Below are 24,692 nucleotides of genomic sequence, written 5' to 3' on the forward strand. Positions count from 1 at the left end.
AACTAGAATTAAGCTTCTACTTTAGTGATCATGTGACGAAGAATGTCGCCGTTAATCTTAGCAAGACGGTCAAATTCGCTCAAAGCTTCTGAATCAGTAGCAGCTTCAAGAGTTACGATGTGGTAGATACCTTCGCGGAAGTCTTGAATTTCGTAAGCGAGTTTGCGTGTTTCCCAGTCTTTAGACTCAAGATTAGCAGCACCGTTGTCAGTCAAGATACTATCGAAACGTTCAACGAGGGCTTTCTTTGCTTCTTCTTCAATGTTTGGACGAATAATATAAAGAATTTCGTATTTTGTCATTGATTTTTCCTCCTTTTGGACTAATGACACAGGTTGGAGCCTGTGTAAGTTATGAGTTTTTACTCACAAGTATATATTATATCAAATTTAGCTACATTTTGCAAGTTGATTTATCTTATTTATTCTATTATAAAATAAAAAATAACCCTCTGCCTCTGCAGAAGATTTCTCATCATTTTTTATTATTAAGCGACTACATCAAGCACATTAGCTGGAATGTAGCGATACTCACCTTCTTTCGATTGATAATAGCCAAGCTTTTTCACGATAAAATGCAACTTGCAACGGCTATCAAAGCGCTGGTATAAGTGGGAAATTTCCCCTTCCTGGCTACGGGTTACGCATACTATTTTTTCTCCCGCGTAAGTTGGAGATACATATTTTGGGGTAAACGTCATTGAAAACCACCTCCAGATATAATTGAGATGAAAACGCAATCATCTCTTCTTATATTATAACTCTTTTTAATCTCTAAAACAAATGTCTAGATTTTTAATGGCTAAACATTAAAAAATCTGTAATTTTAAACAACAGCATGTATAATTATTCAAATCTAGTAGGCTCGTCCTTGACATCCCTCTCAAATTAATCTAAAATATTCATAAATACTTAATAAACGATAGAGGTCGCAACCAATAATAAGCTAAGCAGAGCTAGAGCATGCTGAGAAGTTTAGCCCAGGAGCGGTTGCCGAAAGAGAAGTTATGCTCACCGACTTTTCTTGGTTTAGCGGGAAATACCTGTTAAACTGTCGTGGTCTAACTATGACCATGATGCGCTATTCGGATGAAAGATCTTTCTGACGTTTAGCAATCTCTAGGGATTGCTTTTTGTATTAATATTTATAAATTTAGGAGAGAAGTAATGGATAATACTTCAAATAATGAGGCCACGCCATCCACGCAAGTTAAACGTGGCCTTAAACATCGTCACTTAACAATGATTGCCTTAGGAGGAACTATTGGTACCGGGCTATTTGTTGCATCAGGCGCAACGATTTCTCAAGCTGGACCTTTAGGCGCGTTAGTTGCCTATGTCGCCATTGGGCTCATGGTTTTCTTCCTTATGACGTCTTTAGGTGAAATGGCTTCCTATCTTCCAGTATCAGGCTCTTTTGCTTCTTTCGCTGACCGTTATGTAGATAAAGCTTTCGGCTTCGCTATGGGATGGAACTATTGGTTTAACTCAGCAATTACTGTAGCGGTTGAGGCAGCTACAGTTGGTGTTATTATGCAGTTCTGGTTGCCCCATGTGCCCACATGGATATGGTCGACTATTGTGATTGCGCTCATCCTCTTGGTTAACCTCATTTCAGCTAAAGCTTATGGTGAAGCAGAATTTTGGATGGCGACAATTAAAGTCATCGCTGTTATCGCCTTTATCGTGATTGGTCTCGCAACAATTTTTGGAGTTATGAGTTATAAGCCAGATGTGGCACGCAATCTTTCTGCTGGAGGAAATCATGGTTTTGTCGGTGGTATTGGAGGTATGATTGCTGTCTTCATGATTGCAGGCTTCTCTTTCCAAGGTACAGAAATCGTTGGTATCGCAGCCGGCGAGTCAGAAAACCCTGAGAAAAATGTACCCTCAGCGATTAAACAAGTCTTTTGGCGGATTATTATTTTCTATTTCCTCTCAATATTCGTAATCGGTGCCTTGGTTTACTATAAAGACCCAAGTCTTCTCCGTGCAGCAACCCAAAGCGACATTACCGTTTCTCCATTTACCTTGGTATTTGAACGTGCTGGCTTAGCTGCTGCTGCATCCGTTATGAATGCTGTCATCTTAACCTCGGTTATTTCATCTGCCAATTCTTGGTTATATGCTGCTTCTCGCATGCTTTTTGGTATGGCAAAAGAGGGGCATGCACCGAAAATCTTCGCTAAAACAAATACAAGCAACGGGGTACCAATTTATGCAATTTTAGCGACTGTTGCCATCGGTCTTTTGGCCTTCTTAACAAGTATCTTCGGAACTGAGATTTATTTCTATTTGGTCGCTGCTTCCGGTTTATCTGGTTTCTTGGCTTGGATTGGAATTGCTATCTGTCATTTCCGCTTCCGCCGTGCTTTTATTAAACAAGGTCACAAACTTTCTGAGTTAGGCTACCATGCTAAATGGTTCCCTATTGGGCCAATCATCGCTCTTATTCTTTCAATCATTATCGTTATCGGGCAAATTACTACCGTAACGATGAATGCGCAAAGCATCATTACAACCTACCTTGCTTTACCTCTCTTCTTGATTTTATATTTCTCTTACAAAATCGTGAAGAAAACAAAACTTATTCCGCTTGAAGAAGTTGATTTAAGCCGTGATATTGATTAAAACGAATATAAAAACGCCATAAGGCGTTTTTTTAGTCGTTGATTATCTTCACTTTTTCACCAAAAAATTCTTTGGCCTTACTTACAAGAACTTCTTCTTCTTCTGGCTCAGATTCCGTATCTTTTGTAACATGCTGCTCCCCTTTTTTAAGGCTTAAGACATACTCTTGACGTACAGCCTGCCAATCTTGCTCTGCTAAAGCAATAATCTCAGGCGAAAATCCCAATATTGATGACATTAAATTGCCAAAAGTTAATTGTAGGTTTTCATTTTCCGTAACACGCTTTGCTAAATTACCATGAGGAAAAGTAACTACCACAAAATTGCTTGAGGCTGCCACGGGGGCAGTATTATTGATTAAGGCACGGTCTGAAGGTTTGGTAAAGCTGGAAACAATCTCAGGCCATGCACCAAAAACTGCTTGACGAGCTTCGTTGGTCGCTTCCTTTAAAGCTTTAAAAACCAAATCTTGATTTACAGTGTACTTTTCGGTGACTGTTTTCGTTTTCACTTGCTGCTTAATTTGAACTTCTTGACTGACAGTGGATACCACCGTTTGGCTGCCCGTTTCTGCCACTTTAGCTTTTAGCTCTGCAACTTCTGCTTTTAAAGCCTGAAGCTCATGGTTCAAACTTTCCGGAACTTCCTTATCTTCCGCAGAAGAATAAGCACCTGCATCTACAAGACGCATCGTCATCACATCAGCAGCAATTTTACTCTGTGTTGTTTCTTTAATAATTTTCAGAGACTCAATCGCAATATTGATCCATTGGTAAAGACGAGGTCGTGGGATTTCATTATTTTCCCGCAAAAGCAAATCACGGAAATAAGTTAAGAGATCTTCCGTAAAACGTAACATATTTTTACCTTCAAGAAAGATTTTCTCCAAAGCATCAAGTGCAGTTGGTCCATCTGAAGCGATCAATGCTGCAACATAAGAGACAAGCGCTTCATTGGCAATGGAGCCTGTCACTAAAAGAGCATCCTTCTCTGCAAGCTTGCCATCAGAAAAACTTAAGGCCTGATCCAATAAACTCAAGGCATCACGCATTCCTCCCTCGGCAGATTTTGCAATGACATCAAGTGCCGCATCTTCAAACTCAATCTTCTCATCAGCTAAAACTTCTGCTAAGTGCTGACGAATATCATTTGTTGTGATAGCTTTAAAAGCAAATCTTTGCACACGACTAATAATTGTTGCCGGAATTTTTTGAAGCTCAGTTGTTGCTAAAACAAAGACAACATTATCTGTAGGCTCTTCCAAGGTTTTCAGTAAAGCGTTGAATGCTCCCGTTGAAAGCATATGAACCTCATCGATAATATAAACCTTATAAGTTGCGCGACTGGCTGCATAGGTTGATTTATCTCGAATCTCACGGATTTCGTCAACCCCATTATTCGAAGCAGCATCAAGTTCAATCACATCTTCAAGGCTGCCTTGGGTAATAGCTTGACAAATATCACAAGTGTTACAAGGCTCTCCCTCTTTCTGATTAGGACAGTTAATTGCTTTGGCAAAAATTTTTGCCGCGGAAGTTTTTCCTGTCCCACGTGGACCACTAAAAAGATAAGCGTGGGAAATCTGCCCATTAACGATAGCATTCTTTAAGGTTGTGGCCACCACTTCTTGGCCAACCATCTCATCAAATCTTTGACTACGGTATTTTCTATATAAAGCTTGGTAAGCCATTTTTCATTCCTTCTAATAAAGGTCTGGCTCTGCGCCAAGACCGAGCTCTTCATTGATTCGGAAAAGAACATCACGCGCCAGTATAGACTGATCAATATCGGCAGCGTTATAATTTTTCATTGCCTTGTAAATAGCCCAAACGCGAGCGCGGATGACTGTTGCCTTATCGGCTTCAGCGGCGGAGAAAAATATCTTTCTTTGTTTCTCATCAAATATTTCCCATGCAATAGTCAAATCACAGGCTGGATCGCCAACTATGGAAGCTGTTGTTTCAGCCACTCCCGAAAATTTGTCGGCCATCTTCCACACGGTATCTAAGTTCAAATCCCCATGTAACACGACCGCGGGCTTAGTCCATGGATTTTTAGAAGCTTTATCCCAATACAAGCGCAGACCTTCTACAGGTGCAATTCTTTTCATTTGATCCAACAGTGTCAAAAATTCAGCTTCGATGACCGGCAACATTAAGGCTGGGCTTTCGGCTCCCGTTGCTTCTAATTGGTGCAACTGATACACAAAGTTACCCAAATCTTGAGCAAATGCTTTAGGTTGAGCCAAAGCATTAAAACCTACAGGCTTCACCTCACTGGTACCAAATTTATCTGCTATAAAGTTATTTACTGTTTCCTTCATTGTTTACCTCGCTCAAAAAAATTTCCAATCAGTCATATCTGACAAAATGTGGCAAAATTCTTCAAGATATTTTTGATCGACATCATCATAAAAGGAAGTTTCTGAAGCATCCAAATCTAAAACTCCTTTTAATTCGCCATCTTTAATAATCGGTACTACAATTTCTGACAGTGCTCGGCTGTCACAAGAAATATAGTTTTTATGTTCTTTAACATTGTCAACAATCAATGTTTGGCGTTTTTCTGCGGCTTCACCACATACTCCAGCGCCTAACTTTATTTCGACACAAGAAACCCCACCTTGAAAAGGACCTAAAATAAGTTGTTCGCCGTTGTACAAATAAAACCCTGCAAAGACTTGATTAGGCAAGAAGTCATTAAGAAGAGCTGATGCGTTGGAGAGATTTGACAATGTATAGTTTTGTGTTGAAAGTAAACCTTTCAATTGTAGGTTAAGGAGTTCATATCCTTCAATTTTTTCGCTTTTATTCATCTTATAATTATAAACTTAACCCACAATAGAGTCAATACTTGCGGTTAAATTATCTCTTATTTTCTTTTTGAAATATCTTTGGCTTTCATTTTCTCTAACTCTTTATTTATCTTGCTTTTTCTTGACTCTTTTCCTCCTTCATACAGCATGATTAAGACAAAGAGTCCAACAAAGGGCATCACAATATCTTTAAAATTAAACCCGAGAGCACCTCTGTATAAGAAAACACCTACAGCGGCCAAGAAAGCAAGCGGAAGTATGGCACCCAAGTACTTATTTTCCCTATAACCCGCTAATGTCTGAAATGCGATAATGACTCCAATTATTGCTATATCCATTAAATGATTCATCTCAAATCTCCCTATGTTTTCTTATAATCTCTTTTGCACTGCTCAGACTCACTTTTTCATCAATAACCATTTGCATAATACTCACTTCAAAGGAATCCTTTTTAGTGTCATTCAGAGCAATTTTCTCAATTAAACGGTCTACACGCAACCGCACTGTAGGATAACTCACCCCATAATACCTGGCCAACTCTTTCAAAGAACCCGATGCAAAAATAAATTGTTTGATAAATTCTTGTTCTTCATCTTCCAGATTAAAAAACCAATCCATAATTTCTCCAACCTTAATATTATTTATTAAAGTTTAACATTATTAAAGTCGAAAGACAAACTTTTTCATTTTAATAAATGTAGATTGCTTTTTTTATTTAAAAATTGTCCTCCAGAAGCTTTTGTGTCATAATAAAAATATGACTTTAGAAAAAACCCGTAAAGAAATTGATGCACTAGACGATCAAATTATTGCGCTTTTAGAAAGACGCATGTCCTTGGTTGACGAGGTAATCACAGCTAAGGCAGAAGAAAATAAAAATGTCTACGATGCGGATCGAGAATACTTTATTCTCGAAAAGATAAAAAAAAAGACAGAGAAACTCCAATACGAGCCAGCTATCCACTCTATCTATAAAGAAATTATGAAACGTTCCCGAGAATATCAAGAAAAAAATCGCTTTAAATAGCGATTTTTCCTTTCATACTTGAACGTAATGCCATATATTCTAATTGTGGCAAGTCCAAGAGAACTACCTTGCTACTTTCGATTAAACCAGCCGAGAGTAGAGTATTCAAAAAGCCCTTAATTTCAGTTGTACCTAATTCAAGACATTCTACGAAAATGATATGTTGAGGAGCTTTCAGTTGATCAAGCAATACCTCAAAATCTTCTGGTTGAAGTGCAACTTCTGGGTCTTTGCGATTAACAACCGTCAAATCTTCATTCTCCGACAAGTATTTGGATGCAAAGTCCTCAAACAGGTCACCATCAGCAGCTGCTTCCTGCGGTCCAGATACTGCATAAGCTCCTCTCTCCAACATTGCAAGTTTTGCAACCTGTCCATAGTCTAATTTATCTATAATATTTTTTAAATTTTCTTTTATATCCATATGTATAGTTTAGTCTTTTTAGTATAAAAATTCAAAAAAAGCATCTTAAAGATGCTTATCTCTTTTAGTAAAGTTCCAAATAGTTATCGATTTCCCATTGACTTACAAATTGTGCATAGCTCGCCCATTCGATTTTTTTAGCTTCCACAAAGTTAACCAAAACATGCTCACCTAAGGCAGCTGTTACTACTTCATCTTCACGTAGTGCCTTCACAGCATTGTGTAAAGTCGACGGCAAGTCTGTAATACCATGTGCTTTACGTTCACTTTCGGTCATTACATAAATATTCGCTTCAACAGCTTCTGGTGCGGCGATTTTATTTTCAATCCCATCAAGACCAGAGGCAAGGAGAACAGCCATTGTCAAGTAAGGATTGGCTGATGGATCTACTGAACGAAGCTCGACACGTGTAGACATACCACGGGATGCTGGTACGCGAATTAGCGGTGAGCGGTTACGACCAGCCCAGGCAATGTAAACTGGTGCTTCATATCCGGGCACTAAACGTTTGTAGCTGTTAACTGTTGGGTTAGTGATGGCTGTATAGTTATAAGCGTGCTTGAGCAAACCGCCAATAAAGTAGTTTGCAGCTTCCGAAAGTCCCATATCACCTGCTTCATCATAGAAAGCATTTTGCCCATCTTCTGTGAAGAGCGACATGTTGCAGTGCATACCAGATCCATTAATACCAAACTTAGGTTTGGCCATAAAGGTTGCGTGTAAACCATGTTTACGTGCGATTGTTTTTACCACAAGTTTAAAGATTTGAATATTGTCACAAGCTTTCAATGCATCGGCATACTTGAAGTCAATCTCGTGTTGCCCAACAGCTACTTCATGGTGGCTTGCTTCTACTTCAAAACCAAGGTCAGTAAGGACATTTACGATTTCGCGACGTGTATTTCCTGCCAAGTCGGTCGGTGCGAGATCAAAATATCCACCTTTATCGTTTACTTCCAGTGTTGGTTCTTGATTTTCATCAAGCTTGAAGAGGAAAAATTCAGGTTCTGGACCAAGATTGAATTTTTTAAAGCCTAATTTTTCCATATTTTTAAGATTACGTTTCAATACGCCACGTGGATCTCCTGGGAAAGGTTGTCCTTCTGCTGTATAAACATCACAGATAACGCCAGCTACTTTTCCGTACTCATCTCCCCAAGGGAAGATAATCCATGTGTCCCAATCTGGATAGAGGTACATATCTGATTCATTGATGCGGACAAAGCCTTCAATTGAACTGCCATCAAACATCATCTTGTTGTCAAAAAGTTTGTCTAACTGTTCATCAGTTGCTGGAACTTCTACGTTTTTAAGTGTTCCTAAAATATCGGTAAACATTAGACGTAGAAACTTAATATTTTTTTCTTTGACATCACGACGGATGTTTGCTGCTGTGATTCCCATAATACGGCTCCTTTTAAGAATAAACGATGCTTCAATTTCTTTGATGTAAGTTTTTATTACATACGCGGCTGGTTAAAATGAGTTGATGTTGGATGTCCGAAGCGTCCTTGCTGTGCAAATTCACGTTCTAAAGCAAGATGTACTTCACTGATAGAGAGATTTTTCATAGCTTTTTTCTGTCTTTGAGCATAGATACGCTTAATATCAGCGATATTATTGCCTTCCGACAGTAAATCAGCAATATCAAAAACAATCTCAATATCATTAAGAGAGTACATCCGACGGTTACCTTCGTTACGCTCTGGAAAAAGTAAACCTTGTTCCTCATAATAGCGAATTTGTCTTGCACTCAATCCTGTTAGTTTCATAACAGTACCAATAGGTAGCACTGCTAGGGAGTGTCTCAATTCACGTTCTTTCACCCGTCATCTCCTCAACTTCAACTCTATGGCCATATTATAAACCTAGTTTTATCTCTTGTCAAAGGTTTATGTCACATCATATAACATCAATTGCCATTATTTTCTAAAATATTTAAACAACCCTCTTTTACCAAGCGATAAGTTTCCTCAAAATCTCCCGTATACCAAGGATCTGGGACTGATTTATTCAAAAGCATTTTTATTTTATATTTTTGATCTGCAGGAGCCATTTTCTCTAAATTTTCTTTGTTAGATTCATCCATTGCAATAATTTGATCAAAATATTGGAAATTTTCCCGTGAGATTTGTTGGCTCCCTTTGGCAGCATCAAATGGGATGCCATACGTAGTTAAAAGAGAACGTGTCCCTGGATGGATGGGATTCCCGTGTTCCCAGCTCGATGTGGCTCTACTTTCCACCTCGAAATTTTTCCCCTCTTTTTCAACTAAGTCCTTCATGACAAACTCAGCCATGGGACTTCGACAAATATTACCTAAGCAGACAAATACTATTTTTTCCATATCTTCATTATAGCACAGCTATGAGCATAAAAAATATCATATAATGGAAATTTACTTAAGTAAGACATATAAAAAATACTCCATACGGAGTATTTTTTATTTCTCTTGATAAGGATAGCCCAAATGTTCATAAGCTTTGGGTGTCGCTTTACGCCCTTGCTTAGTTCTCATGATAAACCCTTTTTGAATCAGATAAGGCTCATACATATCTTCAACAGTCTCTTGGTCTTCTGCTATATTAACCGCTAGCGTTCCTAAACCTACAGGACCTCCATTATACATTTCGATCATTGTGCGTAAGATTTTTTGGTCAATATAATCAAGTCCCGCATTATCCACATCTAAAATCTGAAGTGCTTTATCTGTGATTTCTTTATCTACGCGACCGTCACCCATAATTTGTGCAAAATCTCGAACGCGCTTCAGCAGGCGATTTGCGATACGTGGTGTGCCTCGGCTTCGCAATGCAATCTCAAGCGCTCCTTGATCCACAATCTCCACTTCAAATATATCCGCTGTCCGTTTGACAATTTCCTCCAAGTCACGTTCAGTGTAATATTCCATATGAGCTGAAATTCCAAAACGCGCACGCAGAGGATTGGAAAGCATCCCAGCTCGCGTTGTTGCCCCCACTAATGTAAAAGGCGGCAAATCCAAATGAACTGAGCGACTGCCATCGCCAGATCCGAGCATGATATCAATATAGAAGTCTTCCATGGCAGAGTAAAGAACTTCTTCTACTTGCATAGGCATACGGTGGATTTCATCAATAAAAAGGACATCTCCTGGCTCAAGTTCGTTTAAGATAGCGACCAAGTCACCTGGTTTTTCAATTGCTGGTCCCGATGTTTGTTTGATATTCACCCCCAGCTCATTCGAAATAACAAAGGCCATGGTTGTTTTACCTAATCCGGGAGGGCCAAAAAGAAGCACGTGATCCAGTACTTCTTCACGTAGTCTTGCTGCTTTGATAAATATTTCAAGTTGTTCTTTAACCTTGTCTTGACCGATGTATTGATTGAAAAATTGAGGCCTTAAAGACTTCTCAACCATCATTTCATCTTCAAGTGGTGTTGGTGATAAGTTTTCGTTCATTGTTTTTATTATAACAAAAATCCGTATTGTACGGATTTTATTTCATCATTAATTTAAGGGCGGCTTTGATATACTCTTCACTGGTCAATCCAGATTCAACTTCAAGTTTCTTCTGAATTTTCTTAAGCTCGGTTGCTTTATAGCCTAGGGCTTGCAAAGCTTCAATCGCTTCAATAAGAGCTAGATTTTCATTTTTAGCCGTAGTTTTGACTATTTCAGCTGAAGTCGTAGCATCAAACTTACCAGCTAAATCCAGAACCATCTGCATCGCTGTCTTTTTACCGACACCTGGAAATTTCGTCAAATACTTGATATCGCTGTTGTCGATCGCATGAACAAGACCCACATTATCATCTGCAGCGATGATTGCTAAGGCAGATTTTGGTCCAATGCCTGATACACTAATCAAACGTAAAAACAAAGCTTTCTCTGCATCATCCATAAAGCCATATAAACTATGTGCATCTTCCCGAATCACTTGGTGCACATATATTTTAATCTCTTGGTTCATCATATGCGACCAAGCATAAGGATTTGCTACATTGATGAGATAGCCAATACTTGCGACATCAACAACGATATATGTTGGTGTAATTTTAACTAACTTGCCTTGGAAGTATTCGTACATTAGTCCTCATCACCTTCTGTGTTAATAAAGTCTTGGATAATAAAACGTGGGCGTGCTTTAACTTCGAGGAAGATCTTACCAATATACTCACCAATAATCCCAAGAGCCAAGAGTTGAATTCCACCCAGACCAATAATAGCAACCATGATTGAGGCCCAACCAGTCGTTGGAAAGCCTCCGATGAAATGACGCGCTACAACATAAATTCCAGCTACAAAAGCAAGAAGGAACATAGTCAATCCAGTCCAGAAAATAAAGCGCATCGGTGTTGCTGAAGTTGAAGTAATACCATCAATCGCAAAACTCACCATCTTTTTGAGAGGGTACTTACTTTCCCCTGCAAAACGTTCCCCACGTTTATAGTAAACATTTGTTGATTTATATCCCACAAGAGGGACCATGCCACGTAAAAAGAGGTTTACTTCCTCATACTCAGCTAAACCATTTAAGGCGCGACTGCTCATCAGGCGAAAGTCTGCCGAATTGGGCACAGATTCACTGCCTAGTTTCTTCATCAAGCCATAAAAAGCCATAGCTGTACGGCGTTTAAATGCCGTATCTGTGTCACGATTATCACGTACGCCATAAACTACTTCGTAACCTTTTTCGTACTCTTCAAGCATCGCATCAATCGCATTGATATCGTCCTGTAAGTCCGCATCCATTGAAATAACGGCATCTGCTAAGTCTTTAACTTGCATCAAACCTGCCAAGAGCGCATTTTGATGCCCTCTGTTGCGTGAGAGATTGATACCACTAAACATCGGATTGGCCGCATGTTTTTCTTGAATTTTTTCCCAGGTACTGTCTCGCGAACCATCATTAACATAAACAACACGGCTTTTTTCATCAATCTTGCCAGCTTGCTTCAAAGCTGCATATTTCTCTTCAAGGCGGCGTGATGTTTCATCAAGTACCAATTCTTCGTTGTAACAAGGGACTACCATGTATAAAGTTGTCATTTTTCTTCTTTTCCTATTTTTAATTTATATTCTTCCAACTTGCGGCTTTGGAAAGATGTGTTTCTTGACGGCGTCGGAACATTTTTTCTAAGTCTCCGCCATTAAAATGGACAATTGTTGGACGTCCATGCGCACAAGAGTAAGGGTTCTCACAAGTAGCAAGTTCTTTGACTAATGCCCGCGCTGATTCAACATCAAGCGGATGGTTTGCCTTAATCGAACTCTTACATGCCACCATTGTTGCTAAATCATGTCGATATTTTTTGACTGAGAATTCTTTTGTCAAAAGGATTTCATCAATCATCTCATAAACTGTTTCTTCTAAGTCATTTTCTTGAAGCCAAGTGGGATGCTCACGTAGAATTAATTGATTTTCTCCATATTCTTCAAGGAACAATCCTGCTTCTTCCAAAATAGATTTTCGATCTAAAAACATCAAAAAATCATTCTTAGGTAGACTAAAAATGTAAGGGGCCAGTAAAATTTGTTGGTCCATGCTTACTTCACCAATTTTATCGCGCCAATATTCATATTTTATCCGCTCTTGGGCGGCATGTTGATCAATAATATAAAGTCCATCTTGCGCTTGGCAAAGCAGGTAAGTAGCATGCAGTTGTGCCAGATATTCCAAATCAGGAAAGGCCGTTTTTTCTTCTATTTTCTCTGGGCTTTCAGCCTGTTGTTTTTCTTCGATCACAGTTTCTTCGAAAATAGAAGGTGTGCGGGCTTCATCTGGAGGAACAACCTTCTCCTGAGGCATGCTGTACTCCTCATGTACCTGAGTCTTATTCACAAAGAAATCCTGACTTACCTTATCGTAATAAAGGTTTGTTGTTTTGCTCTCACTTGTAACTTCTGGTTGTTCCTCTACTTTCGCCCGCCGTGAATTAAGGTTTTCCAATGCATCAGGAATTAAAGTTTGCTCTACAAAAACACTTTGAATAGCTTCTGTAATCAAACGCATTAGTTCACGCTCTTTTGATAAGCGTACTTCTTGTTTCGTCGGGTGCACATTAACATCGGCTAATTGCGGATCAATCTCAATAGAAAGCACAACAATAGGAAAACGCCCCACCATCAAACGGTTACCGTATCCTTCAAGGATTGCACGGTTTAGCAAGAAATTTTTGATGAAGCGGCCATTTATCATCAAGGTAATGTAATTACGGTTAGCGCGTGTTAGCTCAGGCAAACTCACGTATCCCGAAATCGTAAAATCTAAATCTTCCGCTTCTACTTTTAACATTTTTTTGGCAGTTGAAAGGCCGTAAACACTGGCAATAACCTGACGTAGATCACCATTTCCCGCCGTTTTCATCAATTCTCTGCCTTCATTGATCAGTGTGAAAGAAATCTCGGGATGAGCCATACTTTGACGATTAATGACATCCGTAATGTGGCTAAGTTCTGCTTGCAAGGAACGAATATATTTTAAGCGTGCCGGCGTATTGTAGAAAAGATTTTGTACAGTAACCTTGGTCCCTTCTCTTTGGGCAATTGCTTCTAATGTGTCCACTTTTCCACCATGACTAATCAAGCGTGTGCCTGACTCTTCATCTGTCACACTTGTCTCAATAGAAAATTCACTGACTGAAGCAATTGAAGGCATCGCTTCTCCCCGAAATCCAAGAGTACGGATTTTAAACAAATCCGCTTTATTTTTGATTTTACTGGTTGCGTGCCGCTTCAAAGACTTAGCAACATCTTCTTTTTCAATCCCCGTTCCATTGTCAATCACTTCAATGAGTCGTAAACCACTCTCTTGAATTTTCACAATGATACGCGTTGCACCGGCATCAATTGAGTTTTCTACTAATTCTTTTACAACGCTAGCAGGCCGTTCTACCACTTCACCAGCTGCTATCTGATTAGCAAGTGATTCATCAAGTTCGATTATTTTTCCCACTTATTCAGACCTCCGCATCAAGCGACTGTTTCTCTTTTTCATAGTCAGTACTTATTATAGCATATTTTAAAGAGAGAAATTTGAAAGCTGAAGAGTTTCTTGACAACAAAGAGAACCTCTCCTGAAATACACCGGAGAGGTCTCTCATATTATCACTTCATTAATCTATTTTAATACTGAAGCTGATCCATGTTACTGAATATAGCTGCGCCAAGAATCATAAAGAAAAGCAAGAGAAGTACGATAACTACTGCACCAATGATAAAGGCAACTAATCCGGCACGATTCCAACCGTCCATAACCTTACGAAACTCTTCTTCATCACGGTAGCGATTGTCTGGATTTTGTAGAGCCCAACGTTCTCCATTAATACCGAAAACAATAGCCCAAACAATACCAAAAATCCAGCCAAGCCAAGGAATACATACAAGTAAACTGAGCAAACCGAGATAAGAGCGATTAGCTACACCAAAGAAGACGGGCATAGCCATTGCACCCCAGTTCCATTTTGGAGTTATTCCTGATTTGACACGGTTGTCTGCCAAAAATGGCTCATCTGCATAATCAAATGGAGAAACTTGAGGTGCTTCAGTTTCTTCTTTTTCAGGAAGAATCTCGTCTTTGGATGCTACATCGGGAGCTGCAACCTCTTCTTCAATTGTAGTTTCCACGATTTCCACAGGCTCCGAAACAGGCGAGACAGAGCGCTCTATTTCTGATACTATAAGTGTTTCTTCCTGTTTACCTTCAGGAGTTACGCCAACACCATCTTCTTCCATAGTTTCAACTTCGGGGACTTCAGGTGTTTCTACGATTTTATCTTTATCTTCCGCCATACACTCTCCTTTTAACACTTCTATATTTATTCACTTTATTCTAACAATTTTACTATTAAAAACCAAATCTTACAGCCTGTCTTTGAGATTCCATAAAAAGTTCAAAGCTTCGCGTGCTGTCATATTATCGACATTCGTTTCTTTTAGCATCTCAATCAACTCTTGATGGTTATCTTCAAAAGTGAAAAGGCTCAATTGCTCTTTTTCAACTTCGGGTGCCTTGCTCATCACAGGCTTATTCTCCAACTTTTGTAAAATAATATCGGCACGTTCAAGTAATTTTGTTGGCAATCCTGCAATTTTAGCCACATGAATACCATAGGATTTGTCTGCTGGTCCTTCCGTAATCTTATGCAGGAAAGTCACATCACCGCCTTTTTCTAAGGTGGCAACGTGAACATTTTCTAACTCCTTAAGATTATCTGCCAACTCCGTCAACTCATGATAATGCGTCGCAAAGAGTGTTTTAGCATGAATATTATCATGAATATACTCAATAATCGACTGCGCCAAAGCCATTCCGTCATAGGTTGCAGTGCCTCGTCCAAGTTCATCAAAAATAATTAAAGAATGCGGCGTAGCATGTTGTATAGCATGATTGGCTTCCATCATTTCTACCATAAAGGTCGACTCTCCTGAGATTAGATTATCACTTGCACCAATACGTGTAAAAATCGCATCAAATATTGGAAGTTCAGCAACCTCAGCTGGTACGAAAGAACCTAGCTGTGCCATAATAACAATCATCGCAAATTGACGCATGTAAGTTGATTTACCAGACATATTTGGCCCAGTGATGAGTTGAATTGCGGTTTGGTCCGGTAACTTAATGTCATTGGGGACATATTCTTGTGCCCCAAGAACGCTCTCAACCACAGGATGACGCCCTTTTATAATGTTAACCTTACGTTCTGGAGTAAAAATTGGACGGATATACTGATATTTTTCGGCAACAGTCGCTAAGCTTTGCAAACAGTCGATACTGGCAATTGCTTTTGCTAATTTCTGCAGGCGCGAGATATATTGTTCAGTTTCTGTACGTACTTGCGCAAAAAGATCATATTCTAAAATACTTGATTTTTCACGTGCCTCAAGCATAATTTCTTCGATTTCAGCCAACTCTTTTGAGCCAAAACGCTCTGAATTTTTCAGCGTGGCTTTACGATAAAAGTGGTCAGGAACACTACCAAGCTGCCTCTGCGTAATATGGAAATAATAACCATCTTTGCGGTTAAAATCAATTCTTAATGTCGAGATTCCGGTGTCGGCTTTTTCTTTCGCTTCCAACTCTGCTATCCACGAGGTACCATTTGTTAAAGCTTCGCGATACTTGTCCAGTTGCTCATTATAACCTGACTTAATGACACCCCCTTCAGTTATGACACGTTGCGCCGATTCATCTATTGCCTGACGTATCAAGGAGATAAGCTCTGGAATTTCATCCAGTTGAGAGATCAAGGGTTCTAGGGCTGGATTGTTCATGGTCAGTAAAACATTTTTAATGCCTGGGACATTAGATAAGGAATTTTCTAACTGTAAATAATCCACGGGAAGAACTTTACCAAAGGACACACGGGAAGCCAAGCGCTCAAGGTCGTAAACTCCCTTTAGAGCCTCAATCAAATCTGCCCGTTCAAAGAAATTGTCCACGAAAAGTTGTACAATATCCGCACGTTTATTGATTGCGCTGGCAGAAATCAACGGACGATCTACCCAGTTACGGAGTAAACGTGTGCCCATAGCTGTTTTGGTTTCATCAAGCAACCAATAGAGTGTCCCATGTTTTTTTCCTTCGCGTTTATTTGCGGTTAACTCTAGAGAAGATTTCGTTGCAAAGTCCATTTGCAGAAAGTCTTTTATTTCATAGTGTTCCACTTCCTGTAAGTGACTTAAATCCCGTAACTGAGTGCGATTAACATAGGCCAAGAGCTTTGAAGCCACTTGATTTTCCAAAGGAGTAAGTGTGGAAGCAACGTCTTCATACTCGTATTGCTCTGAAACCATCACGTTCAACTGTTTTTCAAAGACTTTCCTGTCATCATCTGATAGCTCATAACCGACGACAATCTCACGTGCCTTTAGAGATGATATCTCACTGAGGGCTGCTGAAAAATCAGAGAACTGTGTTGCTTTAAATTCGCCTGTAGATAGATCCATATAAGCCAAGGAAAATGTTTCAGAAGCTTTATCCAAGGCCACCAAAAAGTTATTTTCCGTTGTTAAGCCCACATCAACAGCTGTTCCTGGTGTGATAACTTGAGTGACGGCACGTTTGACAATACCGACAGCTGTTTTAGGGTCTTCCATTTGCTCTGCCACGGCAACTTTATGGCCTAAATTCACAAGCTGCTCGATATATTGATCTGCTGAATGGTGAGGAACACCTGCCATCGGAATCGGATTTTCTGCATTCTTATTGCGCGAAGTCAGAGACAATTCTAAAATTTGGGCTGCATTCACCGCATCTTCATAAAAAAGCTCGTAAAAATCTCCCATACGAAAGAGCAAGAAAGCATCCGGATAATCAGCTTTGATATCAAGATATTGCTGCATTCCTGGTGAAATTTTTTCAGACATATAATTCTTCTTTCTTTTGAAAATTGTTTGCTTCTATTATAACATACAAAAAGCCAGCTTAAGCTTGTAGGTAAAAACAAAAAGGACACAAGATCCTTCTCCTAGCGACCTAATGTCCTAAAGCTTCATTAACTTTACTTTCAATTTCACCTGTTACATGATTCAAAAGAGCATCAACAGGCTGCATTTTTAAAAGATAATCCTCAACTAAGGGATCGTTTTTTAAAGACTTGTGTATCTTTTGTGCTGCATTAGATGTTTCTTTAAAGGCCTGTATTTTACCTATTTTTTGATAGAGAACGGCTTCCTTCTGCAGCTCCTTCATTTTACTTTGTTGCTCAAACAGCTCTCTTTCTTCCTGTAAGGTATTTTCTGCTTTTTGAAAAGCCTTAACATAATCCAAATCAAGAATATGTGCAATCAATTTTTCTTTACTTGCATTATAAGGCATCTTCAATCTCCAAGGCTAAGCTTTCTGCAGCCGCTTCATCCTTACAAATGAGCAGTAAAGTATCTGCACCAGCCAAAGTCCCTAAAATTTCTGGGCGTTGCTCATCATCAAAAGCATTCGCCAAAAGATCTGCCTCACCCAGATGCGTGTGTACAACTACATTAACACTGGCAACATCAACTTTCAGTACAAAGTTAGTCAGATATTGTTGCAGCAAAGATTGTGAAGGCGAGTTAAGCTCTGTCAAAAAAACATAAAAGCTCTTACCGTCTTCACGCTTTTTAATAATATGCAGCTCACGAATATCACGTGACAGACTCGCCTGCGTAATCTTTACCCCTCTAGATTCTAGGACACTTTGAAGCTCTTCCTGTGTCGCAATCTTATTTTCAGAGATAATTTGTTTAATTAAATTTAATCGTTCTTCTCTTTTCATAGTCTCATTATAGCATAAAAATACTCAACAAAATACAGGAATGAAGGTACATTTGTCATTATTTTAAATTATTATTTATACATATTTTACCTCTTAGGATAAAAATATATGCACCTATCCCCATAACACCAATGAATAAAGAGACCTCTTCCTTGCTTCAACCATTCCACTTTCTAATCAAAAGTGTATAAAAATACAAAATATATCTTTTATAATTTTTTCAGTCCGTAAATTCAACACATCACACAAAAAAACATCTCTAAAAAAGAATGCTCCTTATCCTATAATTTATTTGGCTCACTTCACTCATAAAGCTTAAAATTTAACACAATAAGCACTATACTTTTTTATTTCTATTATGGTATAATTATTCCATGAATGAAAAACTATTAGCAGCAAAATCTTTGTTCGCCGTACTCGATGGTGCGCTTGAACTCGAACAAATCGAAAATTTGCTTGAAAAACCAAAATCATCAGAAATGGGCGATATCGCATTTCCAGCTTTCAGTTTAGCCAAGACTTTGCGCAAAGCCCCACAAATCATCGCTGGTGAAATCGCTGAGAACATTGATGCTACTGGCTTTGATAAAGTAGTTGCTACCGGTCCTTACGTGAATTTCTTCCTTGACAAAAAAGCTGTTGCCACAGCAGTTATCAACGAAGTTATCACTGAAAAAGAAGACTATGGCGACCAAAATATCGGTCATGGTGCTAATGTTCCTATTGACATGTCGGCTCCAAATATTGCCAAGCCTTTTTCTATTGGTCATTTGCGCTCAACTGTTATCGGAGACTCGCTTTCAAAAATTTATGAAAAGATTGGTTACAATACAATCAAAATCAATCACTTGGGAGATTGGGGCAAACAGTTTGGTCTCTTGATCACTGCTTATAAAAAATACGGTGATGAAGCGACAATTACTGCCAATCCAATCGATGAGTTATTGAAGCTTTATGTACAAATCAATGCCGAAGCTAAAGAAGATCCCGCGGTAGACGAAGAAGGTCGCGCTTGGTTCCTTAAAATGGAACAAGGTGACGAGGAAGCCCTTCGCATCTGGAAATGGTTCTCTGATGTCAGCTTGATTGAATTTAACCGTATTTACGGTAAATTAGGCATTGAGTTTGATCACTTTACAGGTGAATCTTTCTACTCTGATAAGATGGATGCCGTTGTTGAAGACCTAGAATCTAAAGGCTTAATGCACGAATCTAAAGGTGCGATGGTTGTAGACCTCGAAAAATACAACCTCAACCCAGCCTTGATTAAAAAAACTGACGGTGCAACATTATACATTACACGTGACTTAGCAACAGCAATGTACCGTAAAGCAACTTTTGATTTTGTAAAATCACTTTATGTTGTTGGTGGCGAGCAACAAAACCACTTCAAACAATTAAAGGCAGTACTCAAGGAAGCCGGTTATGACTGGTCAGACAACATGACACACGTGTCCTTCGGTATGGTAACGCAAGGCGGGAAAAAATTCTCAACACGTAAAGGTCACGTTGTTAAGTTAGAAACAACACTTGACGAAGCGGTAGAACGTGCTTTGAAGCAAATCAACGATAAAAATCCTGACTTGCCAAACAAAGAGCGTGTTGCACAACAAGTTGGGGTGGGTGCCGTGAAGTTCTACGACTTAAAAACCGACCGTAACAATGGTTATGACTTCAACCTTGAAGAAATGGTTTCATTTGAAGGTGAGACTGGCCCTTACGTACAATATGCGTATGCACGTATCCGTTCAATCTTACGTAAAGCAAACTATGTACCGCAACCAGTCAATGTTGAAGAGACACCAGCTGAAGCTTGGGAAATTGTGAAGCTACTCCAAGACTTTGGTAACATTGTTAAACGTGCTGCCGATAAGTATGAACCTTCTATCATTGCGAAATACTCAATTTCCTTGGCACAAGCTTTTAACAAATATTATGCACATGTACGTATCCTTGAGGACAACGAAGGGCTTCAAGCACGTTTAGCACTTGCTAATGCAACTTCTCTTGTCTTAAAAGAAGCATTGCGTCTGCTTGGTGTGGAAGCACCAGAGGAAATGTAAGTTTTCAAATAAAAAAATAGACCACATGGTCTATTTTTTTATTTATTCGGTCTCACGCCTTCTGGCCACCAAAGTTTAATCAGCGCCTGAGTGCCATCATTTTCATATCCTTCTTCTGCTAAACGATCATAAAGTTTTTTCGCTCCTGCTGTGGCAGGAAGTTCAATTCCCATTTTTTCAGCCTCAGCTAAAGCAATTCCTAAATCTTTAATAAAATGTTTAACGAAGAAACCCGCACTAAAGTCCTCACGTAAAATACGCGGTGCATAATTAGTCATTGACCAAGTAGCTGCCGAGCCTCCTCCTACTGTTTGAAGAACTTTTTCCACATCTAAACCAGCTTTATCTGCATAAACCATCAGCTCTGTCATTGCAGTCATCGTTCCTGCAATAGCAATTTGGTTGGCCATTTTGGTATGTTGACCCGCTCCTGCTGCTCCTTGACGTGTAATCGTTTTGCCGATAGCTTCAAAGTAAGGCAAGAGATGTTCATAGGCTTCTTCCTCACCACCTACCATAATTGTTAAGCTGGCATTCTTTGCCCCAATATCACCTCCCGATACCGGAGCATCTAAAGCCGAAGCTCCCGCTTCTTTTGCAGCATGATAAATCTCTTGAGCCAAAGCCGGCTCTGATGTCGTCATATCCACCAAAAACGTGCCGTGTACATCTGCCTTAAATACACCTTTTTCGCCGAAATAAATTTCGCGAACATCTTTGGGATAGCCTACAATAGAAAAAACAATATCCGTTACTTCTGCAATTTCTTGCGGTGTCGCGCAGTAAGTTGCTCCACGCGCTACTAAAGAATCAGTTTTTGCTTTTGTTCTATTATAAACATACAGTTCATTGCCTGCATCAAGTAGATGACCTGCCATTGCTGCGCCCATTACTCCTGTACCGATAAATCCGATTTTTGCCATGATTTCTCCTTTATTTGTTCAATCTTCTTTGCCTTGCTACTGTTCGACGTAAGGCTTTAATCTTTTGATTACGATAATCTTCTAATTTATAGCTTTTCAGCAATTTTTCAATCCCAACACGTGTTAAACCCACTTCCTCTCCTATACTTGCTAGAGCACGGAGGGGATTTTCATCTATACGCTCCTGTAGCTCTTCTTTTGTCAATCTTCTTGCCATATCTTCACCTCTTAAATAAAAAATCCCGCCTAAGCGAGATTGTAACTGGTTATGGGGGAGAGGGGATTTGAACCCCCACACCCTTACGAGCACATGCACCTGAAGCATGCGTGTCTGCCATTCCACCACTCCCCCAGCACTACCTATAATACCAGTTTCAATAGTGTTTTGCAAGAAATAGCTTACGCACCTGTATGCCCTAAAAGGATAGCTATAATCAATACAGCGAGTACCATCATCGTAATAATGACATACATTTTATCACCTTCTTTTGCAAAGGCAAAAATAGAAGCAACTACCCGAAGGACAGGTGTTAAAATCAAAAGAAACAGACCAGTCATAAGCCAAGCGAAGGCTTTAAAAGCGACAAGCCCCTCTGCAATTTCCGACAAGCCTCGAGGATAAGTCGTCCCTGGGTAACCAGAATGCCCCGTGAAAACAAACATAATTAAACCAATAATGATAATTGCCGAGCTAATAAATACACCCGCTCTTAAAATTTTTCCTATTCTGAGTTCAATTTCAAGTAATTTTTCTTTTTCTTCCGTCATAAACCAAGTCCTTTAAGTATCATTTGTAAAGCCATAAGACCAATTACAGGAATAAATATCAAGCGAATCGTCCGAGCAGGCAAATGTGGCATAATACGCGAACCAATAGCTGCGCCAGCTACAATTCCTATCGCTAAAGGTCCTGCTAAGGACGGATCAACATAGCCGTTAAAGAAGTAGACCGTCGCTGAAGCTGCTGCAGTTACCCCAATCATGAGATTTGAGGTTGCAGTTGACGGTTTTAATGGCATTTTCATCGTTGTATCCATAGCTAAAACCTTAAATGCCCCCGAACCTATTCCTAAAAGTCCTGAAGCTATTCCTGCACCAAACATAATCGATGCACCAGCTGGGACTTTTTCCACTTGATAAGCGACCTCTTTTCCTGTTTGCTTATCAAAGTAAGAAGAATTAAGCTTCATCTTTTCTGCCCATTTGTCTGAGGTAACATTTTGCAAGACTTTTTCACCTTGATGTAGCTTACGCCACATATTATAGGCTTGAAAAATCAATAAACAAGCAAAAAGTATATTTAATACCGCAGCATTAAACAGTCCGGCCAAAATCGCTCCTAGTAATCCACCAATTGTGGTAAAAATTTCTAAAAACATGGCGACCCGAACATTAACCAGATCATCTTTCAAATAAGAAATGGCAGCACCTGAACTCGTTGCAATAACAGCGACAATACTTGCACCGATTGCATATTTTATATCAACCCCAAAAAAAGAGGTAATAATCGGTGTGATGATAATTCCACCACCGAGACCTAAAATGCTTCCTACAATACCGGCAACAACGCCAAGTATGAGCATGCAAAGTGTAAAAGTTAATAAAGACATATTCCTATTCTATCACTTTCATTCGAAAGAATCTCAGTTGGAGGGCGCAAAGATATTTTTGTGATATAATTTTCTTAGTAGTAAATTTTTCTCATATAAGGAAATCATTATGAATCGTAAAGAGCTTGAAGAGAGACTTCAAAAAGAATTAAACTTACCTTTTTATCGTGCTAAAATTGCTGAGCGTGATTATACTGAAGCTGAGTATCAAGATATAAAGACCCAGTTAAATAAAGACTATCTGGATTATGTTGATACTTATATCGACTATGCTGAAAATGATGTTTGATAATCAATAGAAAGAAGAGACTTATGAGTAAACAAGTACTTTTTACCATGTTCGGGGCTACTGGTGACCTCGCAAAACGGAAACTTTATCCCGCCCTTTTCCAACTTTATAAAAAAGGCGAAATTGCAGAAAATTTTGCAGTGATTGGTACTGCTCGTCGCCCATGGACCGATGAGTATTATCGCCAAATCGTTATGGAATCTTTAGCTGGTTTAAGCAGTGACCAAGAAGAACTCAATGACTTCTCGAGCCACTTCTACTATCAAAGCCATGATGTAAATGACAGCAGTCACTATCATGCCCTCAAGGAGCTCGGAGATGAACTCCGAGAAAAGTATAATACTGCTTGCAACCAAGTTTTCTATCTGGCTATGGCGCCACAATTTTTCTCAATCATTGCTAACCACCTCAAATCAGAAAAGATTCTGACAGGTAAAGGTTTTGAACGTGTGATTATCGAAAAGCCTTTCGGAAGTGATTTGGAAACAGCTCAAGAACTGAATACTGCACTTAAAGATGTCTTTTCAGAAGATCAAACCTTCCGTATTGACCACTATCTCGGAAAAGAAATGATTCAATCCGTTTCGGCTATCCGCTTTGCCAACCAAATGTTTGAATCCATCTGGGACAAGGACCACATCGATAATATACAGATTACTTTTGCTGAAAGTATTGGCGTTGAAGATCGCGGTGGTTATTACGAAACGAGCGGCGCGCTCAAGGATATGATTCAAAATCATGTGCTTCAAGTTTTGGCTTTACTGGCTATGGAAAAGCCTCAAACTTTTACACAAAAAAACATTTTGAACGAAAAGGTTAAGGCCCTTCATAGCATTCGTAAATATTCCAAACAAGAAGCGCTTGAAGCTTTCATCCCTGGACAATATATTGAGGGTAAGATTGACGGTAAGAACTTTGTAGATTATCGTTCTGAACCCTCTGTAGCTCCAGATTCTAACACAGAAACTTTTGTCGCTGGAAAATTCCTTATTGATAATGACCGTTGGGCTGGTGTTCCTTTCTACGTACGTAGTGGAAAACGTCTGACAGAAAAAGGAACACGAATTAACATTGTTTTCAAACAAGACCCTAATAATATTTTTGATACAGATCTTGGGGAAAACATCCTTACCATTTATATCCAACCTACTGAAGGTTTCTCCCTTACAATTAATGGGAAAGAAGTTGGCCAAGGATTCAATATCGCGCCTATCAAATTGGGCTACCGTCATGATGCAGCAATTTTAGGAAATTCTCCTGAAGCTTATGAAAAACTCTTGCTTGACGTTTTACATGGTGATGGCACTAACTTCTCCCACTGGGAAGAAGTTTCCCGTTCTTGGGAACTTATTGATGTTATCCGCCAAGCATGGGATGAAGCGCATCAAGATCTTCCGAAATACCCAGCAGCAAGCATGGGACCACAGGAAGCCTTTGAACTTCTCAAAAAAGATGGAAGACAGTGGATCTGGCAACCTGATCAATGGTATAAAGAACGCGGTTTAATGTAAATAAAAAAAAGAAACTTCATTGAGGTTTCTTTTTTTCCACACATTTATTCACAGTTTTCCACATTTTTGTGAATAAGGTGTGTAAAACTGTGGAAAACTTGGGATAAGTAGAACAATACAGTGGAAAACCTCAGGAAAAGTCCAATAATAGAAAATAACTC

At 39.3% G+C, this 24,692-nt stretch carries 28 protein-coding genes, 1 tRNA gene and 1 riboswitch; of the genes, 5 read left to right on the forward strand and 24 right to left on the reverse strand.

What is annotated here, in order from left to right; all coding sequences use genetic code 11:
• Positions 1-8: 8 nt before the first annotated feature.
• Together rpsF and P3G65_RS10735 are read right to left on the reverse strand one after the other, a co-directional pair.
• Complete coding sequence (gene rpsF, locus P3G65_RS10730) at positions 9-302, reverse strand: 30S ribosomal protein S6 (protein ID WP_003133129.1); 294 nt, start codon at positions 300-302, stop codon at positions 9-11.
• A gap of 185 nt (positions 303-487) precedes the next feature.
• Positions 488-700 carry a hypothetical protein gene (locus P3G65_RS10735; RefSeq protein ID WP_019291955.1) on the reverse strand — a complete coding sequence of 71 codons (213 nt, stop codon included), beginning with the start codon at positions 698-700 and terminating at the stop codon, positions 488-490.
• Positions 701-914: 214 nt separating this feature from the next.
• Positions 915-1,091, forward strand: a riboswitch (Lysine riboswitch).
• 75 nt (positions 1,092-1,166) lie between these two features.
• On the opposite strand from P3G65_RS10735, the gene P3G65_RS10740 reads away from it, so the two are divergent.
• Complete coding sequence (locus tag P3G65_RS10740; RefSeq protein WP_019291956.1) at positions 1,167-2,630, forward strand: amino acid permease; 1,464 nt, start codon at positions 1,167-1,169, stop codon at positions 2,628-2,630.
• A gap of 31 nt (positions 2,631-2,661) precedes the next feature.
• Here the strand turns inward: P3G65_RS10740 and dnaX are convergent, their stop codons facing one another.
• Genes dnaX through P3G65_RS10765 form a run of 5 tightly spaced genes read right to left on the reverse strand, consistent with a single transcriptional unit; the run spans position 2,662 to position 6,063 of the window.
• The gene (gene dnaX, locus P3G65_RS10745) at positions 2,662-4,320 is read right to left on the reverse strand and encodes a DNA polymerase III subunit gamma/tau (RefSeq protein WP_019291957.1); all 1,659 of its coding nucleotides are present in this window, start codon (positions 4,318-4,320) and stop codon (positions 2,662-2,664) included.
• 12 nt (positions 4,321-4,332) lie between these two features.
• Entirely contained in the window at positions 4,333-4,953 is a 621-nt protein-coding gene (locus P3G65_RS10750; RefSeq protein WP_003133126.1) for a hypothetical protein, read from the reverse strand.
• Positions 4,954-4,965: 12 nt separating this feature from the next.
• Positions 4,966-5,445 (reverse strand): GAF domain-containing protein, encoded by a 480-nt coding sequence (locus P3G65_RS10755; protein ID WP_003133125.1) that lies wholly within the window; start codon positions 5,443-5,445, stop codon positions 4,966-4,968.
• A 56-nt stretch (positions 5,446-5,501) separates the two neighbouring features.
• Positions 5,502-5,795 (reverse strand): hypothetical protein, encoded by a 294-nt coding sequence (locus tag P3G65_RS10760; RefSeq protein WP_019291958.1) that lies wholly within the window; start codon positions 5,793-5,795, stop codon positions 5,502-5,504.
• Position 5,796: 1 nt separating this feature from the next.
• The gene (locus tag P3G65_RS10765; protein ID WP_019291959.1) at positions 5,797-6,063 is read right to left on the reverse strand and encodes a DUF2089 family protein; all 267 of its coding nucleotides are present in this window, start codon (positions 6,061-6,063) and stop codon (positions 5,797-5,799) included.
• A gap of 139 nt (positions 6,064-6,202) precedes the next feature.
• Here P3G65_RS10765 and P3G65_RS10770 point away from each other — a divergent pair, with 139 nt between their 5' ends.
• Positions 6,203-6,472: a chorismate mutase gene (locus tag P3G65_RS10770; RefSeq protein WP_019291960.1), complete on the forward strand. Its 270-nt coding sequence runs from the start codon at positions 6,203-6,205 to the stop codon at positions 6,470-6,472.
• On the opposite strand, the gene P3G65_RS10775 is transcribed toward P3G65_RS10770, so the two are convergent.
• The 12 genes from P3G65_RS10775 to argR all read right to left on the reverse strand — a co-directional run bounded on the left by P3G65_RS10775 (position 6,465) and on the right by argR (position 18,135).
• Positions 6,465-6,896, reverse strand: coding sequence for a hypothetical protein (locus P3G65_RS10775; RefSeq protein ID WP_019291961.1), 432 nt, complete (start codon positions 6,894-6,896; stop codon positions 6,465-6,467). The two genes, P3G65_RS10770 and P3G65_RS10775, sit on opposite strands and share 8 nt — an antisense overlap.
• A gap of 64 nt (positions 6,897-6,960) precedes the next feature.
• The gene (gene glnA / locus P3G65_RS10780) at positions 6,961-8,301 is read right to left on the reverse strand and encodes a type I glutamate--ammonia ligase (protein WP_019291962.1); all 1,341 of its coding nucleotides are present in this window, start codon (positions 8,299-8,301) and stop codon (positions 6,961-6,963) included.
• A gap of 56 nt (positions 8,302-8,357) precedes the next feature.
• Positions 8,358-8,723 (reverse strand): MerR family transcriptional regulator, encoded by a 366-nt coding sequence (locus P3G65_RS10785; protein ID WP_003133119.1) that lies wholly within the window; start codon positions 8,721-8,723, stop codon positions 8,358-8,360.
• A gap of 86 nt (positions 8,724-8,809) precedes the next feature.
• A complete protein-coding gene (locus P3G65_RS10790; protein WP_284071200.1) occupies positions 8,810-9,244 on the reverse strand; it encodes a low molecular weight protein-tyrosine-phosphatase in 435 nt (144 codons plus the stop codon).
• Positions 9,245-9,340: 96 nt separating this feature from the next.
• Entirely contained in the window at positions 9,341-10,339 is a 999-nt protein-coding gene (gene ruvB, locus P3G65_RS10795; protein ID WP_019291964.1) for a Holliday junction branch migration DNA helicase RuvB, read from the reverse strand.
• 37 nt (positions 10,340-10,376) lie between these two features.
• Positions 10,377-10,967 (reverse strand): Holliday junction branch migration protein RuvA, encoded by a 591-nt coding sequence (gene ruvA, locus P3G65_RS10800; RefSeq protein WP_019291965.1) that lies wholly within the window; start codon positions 10,965-10,967, stop codon positions 10,377-10,379.
• Positions 10,967-11,929 (reverse strand): glycosyltransferase, encoded by a 963-nt coding sequence (locus tag P3G65_RS10805; protein WP_019291966.1) that lies wholly within the window; start codon positions 11,927-11,929, stop codon positions 10,967-10,969. The genes ruvA and P3G65_RS10805 overlap by 1 nt, the downstream gene beginning before the upstream one ends.
• Before the next feature lie 19 nt (positions 11,930-11,948).
• Positions 11,949-13,835 (reverse strand): DNA mismatch repair endonuclease MutL, encoded by a 1,887-nt coding sequence (mutL, locus tag P3G65_RS10810; RefSeq protein WP_019291967.1) that lies wholly within the window; start codon positions 13,833-13,835, stop codon positions 11,949-11,951.
• Between the two features lie 170 nt (positions 13,836-14,005).
• The gene (locus tag P3G65_RS10815; RefSeq protein WP_019291968.1) at positions 14,006-14,671 is read right to left on the reverse strand and encodes a hypothetical protein; all 666 of its coding nucleotides are present in this window, start codon (positions 14,669-14,671) and stop codon (positions 14,006-14,008) included.
• Positions 14,672-14,740: 69 nt separating this feature from the next.
• On the reverse strand, positions 14,741-17,248 hold the full coding sequence (gene mutS, locus P3G65_RS10820) for a DNA mismatch repair protein MutS (RefSeq protein ID WP_284071201.1): 2,508 nt from the start codon (positions 17,246-17,248) through the stop codon (positions 14,741-14,743).
• Positions 17,249-17,357: 109 nt separating this feature from the next.
• The gene (locus P3G65_RS10825) at positions 17,358-17,699 is read right to left on the reverse strand and encodes a YlbF family regulator (protein WP_019291970.1); all 342 of its coding nucleotides are present in this window, start codon (positions 17,697-17,699) and stop codon (positions 17,358-17,360) included.
• Positions 17,689-18,135 carry an arginine repressor gene (gene argR / locus P3G65_RS10830; protein WP_019291971.1) on the reverse strand — a complete coding sequence of 149 codons (447 nt, stop codon included), beginning with the start codon at positions 18,133-18,135 and terminating at the stop codon, positions 17,689-17,691. Before argR ends, P3G65_RS10825 begins: the two co-directional genes overlap by 11 nt.
• Before the next feature lie 374 nt (positions 18,136-18,509).
• Between argR and argS the strand changes: the two genes are divergently transcribed.
• A complete protein-coding gene (gene argS / locus P3G65_RS10835; RefSeq protein ID WP_019291972.1) occupies positions 18,510-20,198 on the forward strand; it encodes an arginine--tRNA ligase in 1,689 nt (562 codons plus the stop codon).
• Positions 20,199-20,236: 38 nt separating this feature from the next.
• On the opposite strand, the gene P3G65_RS10840 is transcribed toward argS, so the two are convergent.
• From P3G65_RS10840 to P3G65_RS10860, 5 genes are all read right to left on the reverse strand, one after another.
• Entirely contained in the window at positions 20,237-21,121 is an 885-nt protein-coding gene (locus P3G65_RS10840) for an NAD(P)-dependent oxidoreductase (protein ID WP_040086946.1), read from the reverse strand.
• 10 nt (positions 21,122-21,131) lie between these two features.
• Positions 21,132-21,338 carry a hypothetical protein gene (locus P3G65_RS10845; RefSeq protein WP_019291485.1) on the reverse strand — a complete coding sequence of 69 codons (207 nt, stop codon included), beginning with the start codon at positions 21,336-21,338 and terminating at the stop codon, positions 21,132-21,134.
• Positions 21,339-21,390: 52 nt separating this feature from the next.
• Positions 21,391-21,473: transfer RNA gene (locus P3G65_RS10850), tRNA-Leu, on the reverse strand.
• A 47-nt stretch (positions 21,474-21,520) separates the two neighbouring features.
• Entirely contained in the window at positions 21,521-21,889 is a 369-nt protein-coding gene (locus P3G65_RS10855) for a DUF1634 domain-containing protein (RefSeq protein ID WP_019291484.1), read from the reverse strand.
• Positions 21,886-22,731 carry a sulfite exporter TauE/SafE family protein gene (locus tag P3G65_RS10860; protein WP_019291483.1) on the reverse strand — a complete coding sequence of 282 codons (846 nt, stop codon included), beginning with the start codon at positions 22,729-22,731 and terminating at the stop codon, positions 21,886-21,888. Before P3G65_RS10860 ends, P3G65_RS10855 begins: the two co-directional genes overlap by 4 nt.
• Before the next feature lie 109 nt (positions 22,732-22,840).
• Between P3G65_RS10860 and P3G65_RS10865 the strand changes: the two genes are divergently transcribed.
• Positions 22,841-23,020: a hypothetical protein gene (locus tag P3G65_RS10865; protein WP_019291482.1), complete on the forward strand. Its 180-nt coding sequence runs from the start codon at positions 22,841-22,843 to the stop codon at positions 23,018-23,020.
• A gap of 23 nt (positions 23,021-23,043) precedes the next feature.
• Positions 23,044-24,531: a glucose-6-phosphate dehydrogenase gene (zwf, locus tag P3G65_RS10870; protein ID WP_019291481.1), complete on the forward strand. Its 1,488-nt coding sequence runs from the start codon at positions 23,044-23,046 to the stop codon at positions 24,529-24,531.
• The last annotated feature ends 161 nt before the right edge of the window (positions 24,532-24,692 follow it).

Origin of the sequence: Lactococcus sp. bn62, assembly GCF_029492705.2 — a bacterium.
Classification (GTDB): Bacteria; Bacillota; Bacilli; order Lactobacillales; family Streptococcaceae; genus Lactococcus; species Lactococcus petauri.